General features: G+C 70.9%; 5 protein-coding genes. 2 read left to right on the top strand and 3 right to left on the bottom strand.

What is annotated here, in order from left to right:
• Window positions 1-13 precede the first annotated feature (13 nt).
• Together ACIRL2_RS17785 and ACIRL2_RS17780 are read right to left on the bottom strand one after the other, a co-directional pair.
• On the bottom strand, window positions 14-559 hold the full coding sequence (locus tag ACIRL2_RS17785) for a YbaK/EbsC family protein (RefSeq protein ID WP_395863750.1): 546 nt from the start codon (window positions 557-559) through the stop codon (window positions 14-16).
• A gap of 187 nt (window positions 560-746) precedes the next feature.
• The gene (locus tag ACIRL2_RS17780; RefSeq protein WP_395863752.1) at window positions 747-1,415 is read right to left on the bottom strand and encodes a hemerythrin domain-containing protein; all 669 of its coding nucleotides are present in this window, start codon (window positions 1,413-1,415) and stop codon (window positions 747-749) included.
• A gap of 164 nt (window positions 1,416-1,579) precedes the next feature.
• Here ACIRL2_RS17780 and ACIRL2_RS17775 point away from each other — a divergent pair, with 164 nt between their 5' ends.
• Window positions 1,580-5,164 (top strand): BTAD domain-containing putative transcriptional regulator, encoded by a 3,585-nt coding sequence (locus ACIRL2_RS17775; protein WP_402233067.1) that lies wholly within the window; start codon window positions 1,580-1,582, stop codon window positions 5,162-5,164.
• A gap of 151 nt (window positions 5,165-5,315) precedes the next feature.
• On the opposite strand, the gene ACIRL2_RS17770 is transcribed toward ACIRL2_RS17775, so the two are convergent.
• Window positions 5,316-10,013 (bottom strand): FG-GAP-like repeat-containing protein, encoded by a 4,698-nt coding sequence (locus ACIRL2_RS17770; RefSeq protein ID WP_402233064.1) that lies wholly within the window; start codon window positions 10,011-10,013, stop codon window positions 5,316-5,318.
• Between the two features lie 812 nt (window positions 10,014-10,825).
• Between ACIRL2_RS17770 and ACIRL2_RS17765 the strand changes: the two genes are divergently transcribed.
• Window positions 10,826-17,257: an RHS repeat-associated core domain-containing protein gene (locus ACIRL2_RS17765; RefSeq protein ID WP_402233061.1), complete on the top strand. Its 6,432-nt coding sequence runs from the start codon at window positions 10,826-10,828 to the stop codon at window positions 17,255-17,257.
• Window positions 17,258-17,329 lie beyond the last annotated feature (72 nt).

Below are 17,329 nucleotides of genomic sequence, written 5' to 3'. Positions count from 1 at the left end.
GGCGACCCGGCGCTCAGGCCAGGGGCACACCGAGGTCGGGAAGGACCTGCGCGCCCGGCAGGTCGGCCAGCAGCCGGCCCGGCACCCACAGCTTGGAGCCGCGGATCCCGGAGCCGACCACGACGCGCGGATGCGCGGCGACGGCGGCGTCGATCAGGATCGGCCAGTCCGCGGGCAGGCCGATCGGGGTGATCCCGCCGTACTCCATGCCGGTCGCGGCCAGTACGGCCTCCACGGGCGCGAACGACGCCTTGCGCGCGTCCAGGTGCCGACGGACCAGGCCGTTCACGTCGGCTCGCGTGGTGGCGGTGATCAGGCACGCGGCGTAGGTGACCGTGCCGCCGCGCTTGGCCGCGATCACCACGCAGTTCGCGCTGTCGGCCGGGGCCACGTCGTAGCGGGCGCAGAACGTGGCGGTGTCGGCCAGTTCGGGGTCGATCGCGGCGACCTCGACCAACCCGGCGGACTCGGCGGGCCAATCGGCCAGGGCGCCGGCCACCGGGTCGGCGAGCAACTCGGGGTGGGTCAGGGCGGGGTGAAGGGCGAGAGCGGTGGTCATGGGACCCATCCAACCCAATCGGCCGCGATCGCGCGCCCGAGGCCGGGTCCCGCGAGCCGCCGATCGTCGCGCGTCGGACACCGTGCGCCGGAGGCCGCACGCGGGCCGCGCGCCGGGCGGCCCGGGCAGCAAGGCCCGGCGGCCGGGACGGGCACGCCGTCCGGGTGTATCGGCGGCGCGCACCGATTCAGCCGCGGACCCGACGGACGGTGCGCGCGTACATGCGGCGGCCGACCAGGTGCCAGATCAGCCGAGCCGGCAGCGGGAGCCCGCCGAGCATGGTCGCCCGCTCCGCGGGCTCGGCGTCCTCCAGCACCACGCCGAGCAGGAGCAGGATCTGCGGCTTGGGCGTGGTCTCGACGAAGTGCTCGCCCATCGCGTGCCACTCGCTTGCGGTGAGCAGCCGCTGGGCGAGCGGGAGCAGTTCGGACTCCTCCTCGTCGAGGTGCTCGATCAACGCCGCGCGGTGCTCGGCGAGCGCCGCGACCAGGGCGTCCCGCTCGGTGACGCCGGGGTTCGCCGCCCACGCCCGGACCAGTTCCTCGGCGGCGGTCAGCGAGCCGGCCACCCGCTCGTGCTGGGCCTCCATCCGCAGGACCAGCTCGGCCTCGAGGTCGACCCGGGCCAGCAGCGGCGGCCACAGCAGTTCGTCCTCGCCGGTGTGGTGGCCGTGCAGGCCCAGCCGGTAGAGGTCGAAGTGGTCGGCGAGCACCTTGGCCCGGGCGGTGTCGCCCGGCTCGACGGCGCCGACCAACTCGACCAGCAGGCGCGATTCGCGGCGCAGCCCGCGGTGGACGATCACCATGTCCCGGGTGTCGAAGCCGGCGGACGCGGGGGCGACGGGCGAGGCGGTCATGGTGGATCCCTTCGATGGGCCCTCGGCGCGGTTGCCGTTGGGCATGCCCATAGCCTGGTCCGGCCGTCTTGGAGGAATCCTGGAAGGAACATGGAGCCGTCCGGCGGGGTTGTTCGACGCCCGGCCCGCTGCCGAACGTGCCGAGGGACCGGGATGGGGGAGAAATGGTGTACCTGCGCGTGCTCGGCCCGTTCGAGGCCGACGTGGACGATGTGACCGTCCCGCTGGGGGGTCCGCGCCAGCGTGCCGTACTCGCGCTCCTGGTGGCCGCGCGTGGACGGGTCGTGTCGATCGACCGGATGATCGAGGACTTGTGGCGCGGCGAACCGCCCGCGCAGGCCGTCACCTCGCTCCAGGCGTACGTGTCCAACCTGCGTCGCCTGCTCGAACCGGGCCGGGCCCGGCGGGCGCCGGCCACGGTCCTGGTCAGCGCGGCGCCCGGATACGCGCTGCGGCTCCCGGACGACGCGGTGGACGCGTGGCGCTTCGAACGCCTGCTCCGGGCCGCACGCGAGCGACTCGACGCCGCACCGGTCGAGGCCCGGACCGTGGTCGAGACGGCGTTGGCGCTGTGGCGCGGACCGGCGTTCGCCGCCGCCTCGGATGAGCCGTGGGCCCTGGCCGAGGCCGCGCGACTGAGCGAACTGCACCTGAACGCAAGGGAGTTGCACATCGCCGCCGGGCTGCGATCGGGCGCCGCGGCAGCCGCGGCGGCGGACGCCGAGCGACTCACCCGGGACGCCCCGCTGCGCGAGGAGGCCTGGCGGCTGCACGCCCTCGCGCTGTGGGCGGGCAACCGCCAGGCCGACGCGCTGGCCACCCTGCGCCGGGCCCGCGCGGTACTGGCGGCCGACGTCGGCCTGGACCCGGGCCCCGCGCTCACCGAGGTCGAGGCGGCGATCCTGGGCCGACGAATGCACGTCCTGCGCGCGGCGACGGGGCGGGCGGAGGCGGCGGTCGAGGGCCCGGGCGTCGGCCGGGCCCCGAGCGGCCCCGAGGCCGGGCCCGCCGCGATCGGTGCGGCCGATCCCGCGGGCGGCCGGAGCGGGAGCCAGGTCGAGGACCCCGCTCGGGGCGCCCGCGCCGACCGCACCGTCACCGGCGCCGACAGCGCCCACAGCGCCGAGGACGCGTCCGGTGACCATCCGGCCGCACCGACCGCAGGCCGGCCATCCGACGCGATCGCCGCCGCCATGAACCCGCGACCCGGCGTCGACCCCCATTCCGGCGTCACCGGTGAACTCTTCGTCGGCCGGGACGGCGAACTCGCCGCGCTCCTGGGCGAGGCCGATCAAGTCGCGTCGGCCGGCCTGCGCGTCGCGCTGGTCACCGGCGAGGCCGGGCTCGGGAAGTCCGCGCTGCTGGGTCGGCTCGGCGCCGGACTCGAACAGGCCGGACTGCTCGTGGCCACCGGGCGCTGTCCCGAGGTGGACGGCGCGCCGCCCGCGTGGGCGTGGGTGGAGGCGCTGCGCGCGATCGCCGCGATCGTCCCGCCGCCGCCCGAGGCCGCCGCCGCGCTCGCCCCGCTGCTCGGCGACGACGAGGGCGACGGCCCCGGGCAGGACACCTCGGCGGGCCGGTTCCGGTTGCACCGCGCGGTCTGGTCCTGGCTGGCCGCCGCCGCCCGACGGCAACCGTTGGCGATCCTGCTGGACGACGTGCATCGGGCCGACGCCGAGACCCTGGCCCTGCTCGCCGCCGGCGCCGACGGCGACGCCGCGGGCGCGCCGCTGTTCGTGGTGGCCGCGTACCGCCCGGACGAGGTGGACGGACGCCTCACCGAGACGCTGGCCGGCCTGGCCCGCCGCTCACCCGTGCGCCTGGCGCTGGCCGGCCTGCCGGAGGCCGCCGTGGCCCGGGTCGTGGACGCCGTGTCACAGACCCCCGTCGACGCCGCGACGATCACCGCGCTGGCCGAACGCACCGGCGGCAACCCGTTCTACGTCCGGGAGAGCGCCCGCCTGCTGGACAGCGAGGGCGCCCTGGTCGCGCTCTCCGACGTGCCCGAGGGCGTGCGCGACGTGCTGCGCCGCCGGCTGGCCCGGCTGCCCGAACCCGCCGTCGCCGTCCTGCGCCTGGCCTCGGTCGCGGGCCGCGAGGTCGACGTGGACGTGCTGGTGGAGTCGGCCGAGGTCGACGAGGGCGGCGTCGTGGACGCGCTGGACGCCGGCCTGATCGCCGGCCTGCTCACCGAACCGGCCCCCGGCCGGATCCGGTTCGTGCACGCGCTCGTGCGGGACACGATGGCCGCGGACCTGAGCGGGCTGCGCCGGACCCGGATGCACACCCGGATCGCCGCCGCGCTGGAACGCCTGGGTACCCGCGACGTCTCGGCGCTGGCCCACCACTACGGCAGCGCCGCCACGGCGGCCACCGCCGCCCGGGCTGTCGAGACGGGCATCGCCGCGGCCGAGTTGGCCGAGCGCCGCTTCGCCCACGACACCGCGGTCGCCCTGCTCACCCGCGCGCTGGAGTGCCTGGACCGGATCCCGGCGGACACCCCGGGCGACCGGGACGCGCAGCGCGCCGACCTGTTCGGCCGGCTGCTGCGCGCGCAGGTGCGCGCGGGCGACGTGGCGGCGGCCCGGCAGACCCGGCAACGGGCGTTCGACGCCGCCGAGTCGGCGCACCGCGACGACCTGACGATCGCCGCGTTCACCGCCTGGACGGTGCCCACGCCGTGGCAGAGCCGGCCGTACGGGGTGCTGGACCTCGGCGTGGTGGCGGCGCTGCGCCGGCTGATCGCGCGGACCGACCTCGCCCCGGAGACCCGGTGCCGGCTGCTGAACGGCTACGCCGGGGAACTGGTCGGCGAGCGGATCGATCCGGACCCGCGCGTGCTGGCCAAGGAGGCCGTCGCGCTGGCCGCCGACCTGGGCGATCCCGATCTGCGCACGCTTACGCTGGCCACCCTGATCGGCAACCTGGCCGGTCGCGCGGACGCGCCGGCACGAGCCGCGTCGGCCGGCGAACTGATGGGCCTCGCGGACACGTTCGACCTACCGGCGCACCGCTGGTACGCCCGATTCAGCCTGGCCACCGCCGCCGCCGACCTGAACGACCCGAAGACCACCCGTCGGTTGGTGGACGAGAGCGTGGCGATCGCCGACGCGTACCGCATGCCGGAGGCGATCGGCGTCGGCGCGTGCGCGCTCGCCGCCCTCGCACACGTCGAGGGCCGCCTCGAGGAGGCCGAGGAACGCTACGTCCGGGCCACCGAGTCGATGATCGCGCAGGGTTCGCTGCACGCGCTCGGGTTGCGTTGGCTGGCCCTGGCCACGATTCGGCTCAGCCAGGGCCGACTTGCCGAACTGGCCCCGCAGGCACCGGAGATCCTGGCCGGCTTCGGCCCGTTCCTGGCCGACCTGTGCGCCCTCGTGGTGGCCGCCGACGGCCGGATCGAACAGGCCCGGGCGATGCGCGCGTCCGTCGAGCCGATCCGCGCGGACTTCTTCGACACCCTGATGTCCACCTTCCGGGCGGCGGCGGTGGTCGCGCTGGCCGAACACGACGAGGCCGCCGCGCTCTACCCGACCCTGTCGCCCCTGCACGACGCCGCGCCGGGCTGCGCGGGAGTGTCCCTGGCGATCCGTCCGCCCGCCCACACGTTGGGTGAACTCGCCCGCTTCCTGGGCCGCGAGCAGGAGGCGACCGAGCACTTCGACCGGGCCGCCGAGATCGCCGAGACCTGGAACGCGCACCACTGGGCCGCCGAATCCAGAACGGCGCGGGACCTTTATCGCGGCTAGCGATCCTCGCCGCGGTCGCCGTCGTGTTCCGGAGCCTCGTGCCCGTCTTCGCCCTCGTCGTCGCCGTGCCCGTGTACCTCGACGTCGACAGGGCCGTGCCCCCGGCCGCGCGAAGCGGGCCGGGGGCACGGAAATGGGTCGGCCGTCGCGGTTACCACTTCCCCCAAGGCACGGACCAGCCGACGGATCCGCTGTCGAACCCGGCGGTCGGTTGGCCGAGGAAGGTGAAGGCCGTCCAACGGGTCGAGCGGTAGTTGTAGATGGTGTACATGTCCGCGCGCCCGTCCCCGTTGACGTCACCCATCAAGGCGGCCGAGTTGTTGGTGTTCCAGTTGTTCGGTCCCGTGTCGGTGCTCATCACCGGGGCGCCGAACAGGCCGTTCGGTGCGGTGGTGAAGGTGTAGAGACTCATCCTGTCGACGGGGTGCCCGTACATCATTGCCATCTCGGCGCGCCCGTCGCCGTTGACGTCGCCCGCGGTGAGCTGCACGGCCGACCGATTCCAGCCGGCGCCGGCAGCCCCCCACCCCGCGGTGGGGGCGGCGAACGTACCGTTCGGGTTGGCGAGCGCGGTCATGGCGGACACGTCGCCGTTGTCGTACATGTAGACGGCGCCGATGTCGGTGCGCCCGTCGCCGTTGAAGTCGCCCGCCGTGTAACGCGCGCTCTCGTACCACCACCAGCCGGGGTTGACGATTTCGAAGCCCTTGACCGGGGCGTCGAATCCGCCGTCGACCCGCGACGGGAAGGTGAGGTAGGCGATGCGTCCGTCGGCGTAGCCGTACACGGCGAGGAGTTCGTCGCGATGGTCGCCGTTCGCGTCGCCGGCCAGCAACGTGGTGCGATCCCAGTCGAAACCGGACGCCTGTTCCCAGCTCATCGGCCCGTCGACGAACCCGCCGTCCGGGCGCCCGAGCTTGGTGTGCAGCGCGACTCGCCCGTCGCCGTACCGGTACAGCGCGCCGATGTCGTCGCGGCCGTCTGCGTTGAAGTCGCCCGTCGCGTATTTCGCGGAGTCGACGCACCACCAGCCCGTGGGGTTCGTCCACGACTCGAAGGGGGCCTCGAAGCCGCCGGACGCGTTGCCCACGTGGGTCCACAGGCCCGCGGCGCAGTTGACGTAGTCGACGATCGTGGCGATGTCGGCCTTGCCGTCGCCGTTGAAGTCGCCTCCGAGCGTGTTGTGCGTCGTCGGGGTCTCACCGCCGTAGGTGTAGGCCGTACTGAAGCCGTTGGCCTTGTTCCAGCGGATGTAGCCGCCCTGAAGATCGCTTCGCCGACCGTTCGAGACGTCGTACTCGTCCGACGTCGGGAACCCGAGGTAACTGTTCTCCCAGTTCCGCGCCTCCCATTCGCCCCGGATACCGCCGTGAATCTCGTGGGCACCGGTCTCCGGGCTCCAGTAGATCGAGGCTGTGTCGATGCTCCCGCCCGGCCACCGGAAGTGCACGTACTTGCCGGGCTTGACCGGGGTGGCGGTGGTGCTCGTGGACGGCAGTGCCCATCCGGGACCGCCGAGCGCGAGGTACTTGTCGAGGATCGGTCCGCACAGCTTCTGCGTACCGCCGGCCGCGCCCGGGAACGTCGCGCAGTAGTCCCACGCGTCACCGTCGAGGTTGCTGCGAGGGCCGTGCACGGTGCGGCCCCCCGGGTACAGGTAGCGGTTTCCGTCGGTGGCGCCGACCCACAGGTCGGGGATGCCGTCGGCGTTGACGTCCGGGATCGCGGTGATCCAGGCGATGGCGGACGCCTGCCAGCCCCCGGCGCCGTACGCCGTGTCGTCGCCGGAGTCGCCGAGGCGCGCGAGATCGGTACCGGTGCCGGCGGCGGGCGCCTTGCCGGGCCGAAGCATCAACTTGCCGTCGCCCGCCTTCTGACGCAGCAGCAGGTCGAACGTGCCGTCGCCGGTGATGTCACCCGCGCCGTGGATGGTGTACGCGCCCATGCCGCCGGCCTTGACCTTGCGCGCGGTCAGCAGTGACGCGCCGGTGTAGCCGTCGAAAGCCCACAGGTCGTCGGCGGTCGTGGCGAGCATGTCGGGCAGTCCGTCTCCGGTGGCGTCGCCGATCGTGAGAATCTGGGTCAGGTCCTGCGGCGCCGGCGCTCCCTCGGGCAACAGGAGTTCCATGCGCCCCTCGGTGTCGACGCCGCCTCGGCCGTTGCCGGGGTAGATCCACAGTTTGCCGTCCGGCATGCGCGCGACCAGGTCCTGGAACCCGTCACCGCCCCACCAGTCGCCGTGGTAGGTGGTCAACGCGTCCTTGAAGTGGCCCGCGGGCACCTGGGACCGGCCGGGGCTGCCGCTGCCGTCGTCGTTCTTGACCGCGTCGATGGACTGGTTGAGCCGGCCGCCGGAGAACGACGGGTGGATCCGCAGATTGCCGTTCGGGTCCACCGCGGCCAGGTCGGGGATGCGGTCCCCGGTGAAGTCCATCGGCCCGTCGACCTCGTCGCGCGGCTCGACGAAGAACGTGTAGACGGTCTGGCTCGACCAATTGCCGCCGGTGTCGAGCGCCTTGACATACAGCTGTACCGGACCGGCGTGTGCCGGTGTGTGGTTGATCGTCACGCTGCCTCCCGGAGACGGCGCGGCGACGCGAGTGTCCAGCAGGTTGGTGTCGAAGCTGTAGGCGTACGCGGTGGTGTCGTTCGATCCGTTGGCGGCGAACGTGAAGTCCCCGGGGGTGCCGTAGTCGGCGCCTTCGGGCCATGCGTTGTCGCTGCCGGCCCGGTACTGCGGCGAGGTGACCGAGGGCGGGTTCGGGGCGGCCTTGTCCACCCTGAAGTGGCATGTCACGACGGCGTTCGGGTCCGAGTCGGCTCCCGTCCAGTCGTTGGCCTGCATCCGGAACGAGTACGTCGCGCCGTCCTGGAGCCGGGCCATCGGGATGCGGTGGTGGATCCAGCCCTGCCCGTCGACATCGAGGTAGCCGAACAGCACTCGCTCGCCGCCCGCGCTGGAGTCGACGGTGACCCAGATGCGGCGCAGGTCGCCGTCGGGGTCGGTGGCGCGCGCATTGATCGTCACATCCGTCATGCCGACGACCGGGTACGGCTCGGTGGTCCGGCAGGCGCCGCCCGGCGAGATCGAGATGTCGGTCGGCGGATTCGGCGGGCGCCAGTAGACGACTTCCAGACTCGGGTTGACGTCGAACTTCTTCCAACCGTAGGTGTCGGTCTCGCTGTCCGCCTGGAGTTTGAAGGTGATGTCGCCCCAGCCGTTGTTCTTGGCCTGGTCGACCGCGTTCCGCGCGTTGAAGCCGACCCAGTCGCCCGGGCAGGACGCGCTGTAGCCCTTGGCGACGTTGACGCTCTGCTGTTGGTCGTACTGGCCGGGTTGGTTGTTCCAGGTGGTCGAGGAACTGATCGGCCCGGTCAGGTACAGGCTCACCGGCCGTGCCGAGCAGGACCACGAGTGCACTTCCAGCGCCCGGAACGTCGCCGCGGAGATGTTCGCCCCGCGCAGGCTCGGGTCGAACGACATGCGGAAGTACGAACGCGCGGTGCCGCCGGAGGTGTTCTCGTGACCGACGCGTGCGTTCGTGGTGCCGCCGTTGTAGTTCGCGCCCATCCAGAACGACGAGCCGGGGTGTGGCTTGTAGGCCAGGGTCCAGGCCGCCGAGTGGCCCCAGAACGAGGGGTCCACGAACACGGGGAAGACCGTGTCCGGGTTGTCGAGCAGCTTCCGGTCGGGCGTCAGGCGCAGGCGATCGCCCTCCAGGCTCGACCCGACCACCGCCTCGTGGGTGCCGGGTTCGGGGCCGTTCAGAGCCGGCAGACCCGGGAGCTCGGGGGCGTCCGGGGGAGCGGGCACGGATCCGGCGACGAAGGACGTCTGGCGCTGACTCCACAGGCTGTCCGGTGCGTGGCCGGCGGAGTCCCACATGAACGGCGTCGGGGACGCGGCCACTTCGCCGCCCGCGGCGTCCACGACGCGCGTGACGCCGGACTCGTCGTGCTTGAACGCCAGGTCGACGGCAGATAGTTGCAGCGCCAACTCGGCGAGCTTCGGGTGCGCGGCGGCGTCCCGTGTCCTGACCACGAGGACCTGCGAGAAGCCGCCGTCCCGAGCGGTCAGGACGAGGTCGACACCCGGCAGCACATTCGGATAGACCGCCCGGTTCCCGGACGTCTGTGCGGTGGGCAGCGGTCCGTTCGGCCAGGAAACGGTGAAGGTGCGCCCCTCGCCGGTGGTCATCCGCACCAACGCGCCGTCCGGCAGGGGGGTTTGGTCCCAGGAGGGATCGATGGGAATGGGGCCCAGCGGTCCGGTCGGCCACGCTGTCACCACCGGGGGAACGGTCGCCGGTCCACCCGGGGTGGGCCCGGTTTCCCGGGGTGTCGCAGGTGTGTTCCCGTCGGCTGGGGGCACGCCGGACGAAGTCCCGCGAGGCGGGCCGCCGGTGGACTGGATGTCGTGCGCCGGCTTGCCGTCGGCCGGCGCGCCCGCGGCCAGTGCGCCTTCGGCCGCAGGTGCCGCGGCGGGGCGGCGGGGCGCCGGTCGCGGTTCGGGTCGGGTCGCGGCAGGCGAACCTCCGGCCGCGAACACGAGTTTGGTCGTGGTGGCCGTGGTCGCGTACCCGGCGCCGGTTCGCCGCAGGGTGGGGTCGACGTTCGCCCAGCCATCGCCGTTCTTCACCCGGATGGGGAGCACGCGCTCGGTGCGGCTGAACGACCCGTCCGGGTTGGCCACCGTCGTCCCGGTCGCCGTCAGCGTGGTTTCCACGGTGACGGGCTGCCCGGATTCGCGGGCGCGGCGCTGGGCGGCGTTCTCGTCGACGCGCACCGGCGCGGCCGCCGGCTCCGCCGCCCTGCGCGGATTGCCGCCGCCTTCGTCCAACAGAATCAAAGATCCGGCCCCCAGGGCCGCGGCCACCAGTGCAGCGACCGCCGCACCGACCCGCTTTCGCGGCCGACCGGCCGCCCATCGCAAACGCCCAGCCAATTGCGACACGCGCCGCCCCCTTATTCCCGCGATCTTGGAAACGACTCCGTCGCCGCGACCGAACAAACCCACCCAGGGCCGCGCGCGTAGCCAAAAAAGGCGCGCACGGCTAAAGGATCCGCGTCCCCACTTCCCGAGGCGCAGACATGCGGGTCACAGCATGGACCAAGCGGAGACTGCTGTCATGTCTCCAAAGCAGCACATTTCCTAAAGGCAGTCCTCGGTGGACCCGGGAGCGTCGAAATTCGGACGTTCTGTCGCTGCTTCGCTGATCCGGTGGCCCGAAGTCCCGGGAAAGAAAGGATCTTGACCGGGGAAATATTTTGCCCGAATCATATGCTTTCGAAGCCCTTGCGGGTGTGCATTTCATCCGCGAAGGACAATGATTGCGGCAAATAAAAAGTTGGCACTTTAAATTCCCACATGTTCGGTTTTAAGCAGGAAGAGAATCCGCCACGCGGGTATTCGGAAGCCGGTGACGGCCGTCACATCAATTGCCTCGGCTTTGCCGACCTATTGCTTCGGCGTCGATTTATCCGCGATGATCGGCGGCGCTCGTGTGGCTGCGGGGCTGTTTGTGGTGCCCGCGTTTCTGGGGGGCTTTTCGCGTGGTCGATCTGGGGTGGGCTCGCGGTCGACGCGAGCGGGGCGGTCTGGTGGGCGGCGGCGGTGGCCCGGGTGCGGTGGGGCGCCCCGCACGGATGGTTGCGGCGTCGGTGGCCGCGCTGTTGACGGTGACGTTGGTGCCGGCGCAGGCGATGGCCGCTCGCGCGCCGTCCCGGTCCGGTGTGCAACTACCGGAATTGCAGAAGGACAAGCCGGTTCCCGGTACGGAGAGCACGGCCGAGTTCAAGCTTCCGGTGGCGCCGGGAACGCAGGTCGAGTACGCGCCGACCCGTACGACGCCTGTGGACGGCGGCAGCGGGCAGATCGTCATCGGCACCGGCAACGGCGCCCGGCAGGCGAGCGGTTCCGCGCCCGGTGGTGGCTCCGCCGCGATGCAACGGGCGGGAAACCTGCCGATCTGGCTCGGCCCGGCCGGCGGGTCCCCGGCGTCCGGTTCCTCGGCCGCGAAGTCGGCCGCGGCATCGACCGACGCGACCACGGCGGAGACGCCGTCCGGGACATGGACGGTGACGGTGTCCACGCGCGCCGCCACGGAGGCGGCCGGCCTGGACGGCGTGCTGATGAAGCTGGAGCCGTCGGCCGGCGCGACCGCGGTCGATCTGAAGCTGAAGTACGACGCCTTCGAGCAGTTGTACGGCGCGGGCTGGGGTTCGCGGCTCAAGCTCGTGCAGTTCCCGGAGTGCTTCCTCACCACCCCCGACGCGCCCGGCTGTTCGGATGCGGTGGAGTTGGGCTCGGTCAACAACGGTGTCCTCAACGAGGTCACCGCGACGGTCGCGCCGCCCCCACCGGCCGCGCCGCAAGTCGCCGCGATGACCGCGTCGTCCGGCGGTTCGGTGGTGTTGGCCGCCACCGGCGGGAAGTCCGGTGACGCGGGCGACTACCAGGCCACCTCGCTCCAGCCGTCGGGCAAGTGGACCGCGGGTGGATCGTCGGGCGGATTCTCGTGGGACTACGGGATCGATGTCCCGCCGGTCGCGGCCGGCCCGAAGCCGGCGGTTTCGCTGGGCTATTCGTCGCAGTCGGTGGACGGACGCACCTCGACCACGAACAACCAGGCGTCGTGGGTGGGCGACGGTTGGGACTACCACCCCGGCTACATCGAACGGACGTACCGAGGCTGCTCGGACGACAAGACCAACGGCAACAACGCCAAGGACACCGGCGATCTGTGCTGGGGCAGCGAAAACGCCGTGATGTCCCTGAACGGCTCCACGTTGCCGCTGGTGAAGGACAAGACCACCAAGGCGTGGAAGCCCGCGTCGGACAACGGCACGCGCGTGGAACAGAAGTTCGGCGCGGTCAACGGTGACGACAACGGCGAGTATTGGTTGGTCACCACGCCGGACGGGAGCAAGTACCACTTCGGCCTGAACCGCCTGCCGGGCTGGGCGAACGGCAAGGCGACGACCGATTCGGTGTTCACGGTGCCGGTCTTCGGCAACCAGTCGGACGAGCCGTGCCACCAGACGGCGTTCGAGAACTCCGCGTGCGACCAGGCGTGGCGATGGAACCTCGACTACGTCGAGGACACCCACTCCAACGCGATGGCGTTGTACTGGAAGCAGGAGAAGAACTGGTACGCCAAGAACAGCAAGACCGACCAGCCCAAGCCGTACGTGCGAGGCGGCTGGCTGGACCGGATCGAGTACGGGCTGCGCACGGACGCGGTGTACTCGCGTCCGGCTCCCGCGAAGGTCTCGTTCACCGTCGGCGAGCGCTGCCTGGTGTCGGAGGCGTTCGACTGCGCGGACGCGAAGTTCACCAAGTTCTCCACGGACGCGCTGCACTGGCCCGACACTCCGGTCGACGCGATGTGCAAGGACACCGGCAAGTGCTACACCGGTGGCCCGACGTTCTGGTCCCGCAAGTGGCTGACCACGATCACCACCGAGGTGGCCAAGTCGGCCGGGTCGAACCAGTACCGTCCGGTGGACGTCTTCGAACTGAAGCACAACTTTCTCGACGCCCGCTACGACACCAACCCGCCGGCGTGGCTCGACTCGGTCCGGCGTACCGGTTACGCGCCCGACGGCACGGTCGCCTCGCTTCCGCCGGTGACGTTCCACGCGAACGCCGTCGACATGCCCAACCGGCAGTCCAAGCAGGGCGAGGCCCGCCCGCCGTTCAACCGCCTGCGGGTCGAGAAGATCTTCACCGAGACCGGCGGCGGCCTCGTCGTCAAGTACTCCGCGCCGGACCCTGCGTGTACCCCGGGCGCGACCAAGCCGGAGCCGCAGGCGAACACCTCCCGCTGCTACCCGGTGTTCTGGTCTCCGGACAGCGCGGACGATCCGAAGATCGAGTGGTTCAACAAGTACGTCGTCGACAACATCTCCGAAGAGGACTACGTCGGAGGCGCCCCCGCCAAGGTCACCGGGTACCGCTACCTCGACGGCGCGGCCTGGGCGAAGGACGACGGCGAGTTCACCAAGGCCGCCGAACGCACCTGGAGCCTGTGGCGCGGCTACGGACGCGTCCAGGTCGTCACCGGCAAGACCTCCCCGGACGAGGGCACCGTCGCCGGGCTGAGCGAAACCCGCTTCTTCCGCGGCATGCACGGCGACCCGCTGCCGTCGGGCACCCGCGTGGCCCAGGTCAAGGACTCCACCGGCGCCGTCATCGCGGATGACCTGCCCCCGTACCAGGGCCAGACGGCGGAGACGATCAAGTACCAGTCCGACGGCCAGGCCGTGGCCTCGCGGACGGTGACCGTCCCGTGGTCCAGGAAGACCGGGACCCAGCCGCGCACCGACGCGCCCGCGCTGGACATGTACCAGGGCTCGGTCGCCTCGACCACGAATTACGAGACCGTCAGCGGCGGTCGGGTCCGCTCCACGGGATCCAGGACACTCGAGTTCGACCCCGTGTACGCGTTGCCGCTGCGCGTCGAGACGACCGGGGACACGACCGTCCAGGGCGACGAGACGTGCACGGTCACGACGTACCTGCACAACCTCTCGGCAAACCTGATCGGGATAGCGGACCGCATCCGATCGTTCGCCTCCCTCTGCGCCGACATCGACACAGCCGGTCCCACTCGGGTGATGTCCGACGCGCGCACCGCCTACGACGGCGCGGACTACGGGGTGGCCCCGACGCGGGGGAGCCCCACCCGCACCGAGACGACATCGACCGACGGCACCGGACGGATCGAGGACTCGCGGACCGAGTACGACGTCCTCGGGCGCGTCACCAAGAGCTTCGACGCCAACGGTCAGCCGACCACGACCGCCTACACCCCGGACGGCAACGACAGCCCGACCTCGGCGGTGGTGACCAACGCGCTCGGCCACGCGACCACGACGACCTTCGAGCCCGGGCGCGGACACGCGCTCGACAAGACCGATCCCAACACCCGGGTGACCGTCTCCGGTTACGACCCGCTCGGTCGCCTGGTCAAGGTCTGGATGCCCGAGCGCTCGTCGGGCAACCGGTCGCCGAGCATCGAGTACTCGTACTCCGTCACCGGCACCGAGGCATCGGTCGTCACCTCCCGCACGGTTCGCGACGACGGCTCCTACAGCGTCGGAAAGACCTTCTACGACGGGTTGCTGAGGCAACGTCAGACCCAGAACGAGGCCATCGGCGCGGGGCGCGTGGTCACCGACGTCATGTACAACCCGAGCGGCGACGTCCGTCGGGAGAATGCCAAGTACCTGGTGTCCGGTGAGCCGTCGGACAAGGTCTACGCACCGACGTCGTGGACGCAGATCCCGTCCTGGACCGAGAAGAAGTACGACGGTCTCGGCCGTGCCACGACGGTGGAGACCTGGAACGCCGGAGTCCGCGCGAACACCGCGCGCTTCGAATTCGGCGGCGACTACACCGTCGAGATCCCGCCCACCGGCGGGATCGCCTCGCGCCAGTGGACGGATGCCCTCGGCCGCATCGTCAAGCGGGACCTGTTCACCGACACGACGCGCACGCAGTTCAGCGAGACCAAGTACGAGTACGACCTGCGGGGCAACCCGTCCAGGATGACGGACGCCCTCGGCAACGAGTGGACGTACAAGTACGATTCGCGAACCCGGTTGATCGAGACGAACGACCCGGACAAGGGCCGCTCGGCGTTCACGTACGACAACCTCGGCCAGAAGACGTCGTCGACGGACGCGCGCGGTGTCGTTCTCGTCCGGGCCTACGACGCCATCGGCCGGCAGACGACCATCCGCACCGGCACGCCGAACGGGCCGATCGTCAGCGAGTGGGCCTACGACGGGCCCGGCGCCAAGGGACTGCTGAGCAAGGCCACGCAGTACACCAACGGTCAGCCGTACTCCGAGGAGATCGGCGGCTACGACGTGGCGTACCGGGTCACCGGACGCACCATCAAGATCCCCGCGACCGAGGGCAAACTGGCCGGCGACTACCGGTACGGCTACACCTACACGGACACCGGGGCGCCGAAGGAGGTCGTGCTCCCCGCGGCCGGCGGCCTCCCGCAGGAGAAGCTCGTCTTCCGCTACAACGCGGACGGCATGCCGGTCAGCACCTCCGGCCTCGCGTGGTACACCTCCGACACCACCTACGACGCGTTCGGCAACGTGCTGCGCAGCGCCGCGGGCAGCGCGCCGAACCGCCTGTGGACCACCAACACCTACGACGAGGCCACGGGCGCGCTGAAGCAGACCGCCAACCACATCGAGGCCCCCGGGCACTGGTTGGGCGACACCTCCTACGGCTACGACAAGGCCGGGAACGTCACCTATTTGAAGGACCGCCGTCCGGGCGGGACTTCGGGTTCCACGGTCGAAGACGTCCAGTGCTTCAACTACTCCCCGCTGCGCTTCCTGACCGAGACGTGGACGTCGACGAACCAGTGCGCCACCGGACCGACCCGCGGCCCCGGCGGCACGGTCGGCGGCCCGGACCCGTACTACCGCGAGTACTCGTACGACGCGATCGGGAACCGGGTCGGCGAAAAGCGGTTCGACGTCACGGGGGACACCGCCAAGGACGTCACCCGGAGCTATGCCTACGCCCAGCAGGGGCCCGGTAGGAACCACGCCCTGCTCTCGGTCACCACGACCGCCGCGCAACCATCGCAGCAGCAGGACACCTACACCTACGACGCACTCGGCAATACCGAAACCCGCCGGGTGAACGGTGCGACGCAGACCCTGGCCTGGGACCAACACGGCAAGCTGAGCAAGGTCGTCGACTCGGTCCAGGGGACCAGCGAATTCGCCTACGACGTCGACGGCAACCGGCTGATCCGCCGTACCCCGACCGGCTCCACGCTGTTCCTCGGCGATACCGAGGTCACCGCCAAGCCCGACGGATCGGTCGCCGGCCTGCGGTACTACTCGCAGCAGGGCGCTCACACGGTCGTCCGCTCGACCGGCCCGACCGGCGGCCTCACCGCCATGGTCACCGACCACCACCAGTCGTCGCTGATCGCGGTGGCGCTCAAGCCCGGCATGCCGGTCGAGCGCCGGAAGATGACGGCATTCGGCGAGACACGCGGCGCGGCGCCCGCCAATTGGGTGGACAGAAAGGGCTTCGTCGGCGGGGAGGTCGACGACACGACCGGGTTGACGCTGCTGGGCGCGCGGATGTACGACCCCTCGCTGGGTCGGTTCATCTCGGTCGACCCGGTCATCGACACCGGCGACCCGCTCCAGCTCCACCCCTACATCTACGGCTACAACAATCCGCTCTACTACTCGGACCCGTCCGGGCTCTGGGGCATGCCCAAGTGGGCCAAGAAGACGGTCAAGGCGGTCCAGAAGGTCGCCCCGGTCGTCCACGTGGTCCTCGATGTGGCGGGCATGGTCCCGGTCATCGGCGAAGCGGCGGACCTGGCCAACGCGGGTCTCTACGCCGCCGAGGGCGACTGGGTCAACGCGGCGATCTCGGCCGCGGGCGCGATCCCCATCGCCGGCAACGCGGCGACGACGTACCGGGTCGCCGACAACGCGGCCGACGCGGCGGTGGTGACGGCGAAGAAGGCGTCGCCACCGACGCCGAAGATGATGCCGAATAAGTTTGTGCGCCCGAATCCACGCAAGTTCGAGGACGCGGACCGCGAGGAGAAGCAGAAAAAGGATGCCGATGAGTACATTTGGCTTTTCCACGCCACGACGGAAAGAAGTCTCGACAGCATTCTGAAGAACGGAATCGACCCGCAGTTCAAGACCCGCGAGCGTGATTTCGGTGACGGATTCTATGTGACGAACGATAAAACGCAGGCCGACAACTGGGCCCGCAAGCTGGCGAGGTCCGGAGACCGGGGTGTCGTGCTCATGTACCGGGTCAAAAAGTCGGAGCTCGAGACCTACACTCACGTCACGTATCCGAAATCGGGCGGACCGGCTTGGGAGGACACCGTTAAAAAGGGCCGGAGCGGCCGGAGCACGGGCAACTACGACTACATCGAAGGTCCGATGCTCATGAACCCGGACGGTTACAAGGACTATGGCGAGCGGCCGGTCATCAAGGGCCATCAGATTGCCGTGCTGACAGCAATCCTGGCCATGATCTTCAACAGGTGGTTCGCAGGCTTCTACTTCGTGTAGAGGTTGTTTTGCGGGATGGCCCCCGAGCCCCATTGGGCTCGGGGGCCGCGTTGTTCCGGCCTGGCGTCCGGT

It is taken from the genome of Embleya sp. NPDC127516, from assembly GCF_044765325.1.
Taxonomy (GTDB): Bacteria; Actinomycetota; Actinomycetes; order Streptomycetales; family Streptomycetaceae; genus Embleya.
The sequence above is the reverse complement of the archived record's forward strand: the minus strand, read 5'-3'. Positions and strand labels throughout refer to the sequence as shown.

Excerpts from the sequence above, each read along its gene's own strand:
- ACIRL2_RS17785 (WP_395863750.1), bottom strand. The coding sequence starts at position 559 with ATGACCACCGCTCTCGCCCTTCACCCCGCCCTGACCCACCCCGAGTTG.
- ACIRL2_RS17775 (WP_402233067.1), top strand. The coding sequence starts at position 1,580 with ATGGTGTACCTGCGCGTGCTCGGCCCGTTCGAGGCCGACGTGGACGAT.
- ACIRL2_RS17780 (WP_395863752.1), bottom strand. The coding sequence starts at position 1,415 with ATGACCGCCTCGCCCGTCGCCCCCGCGTCCGCCGGCTTCGACACCCGG.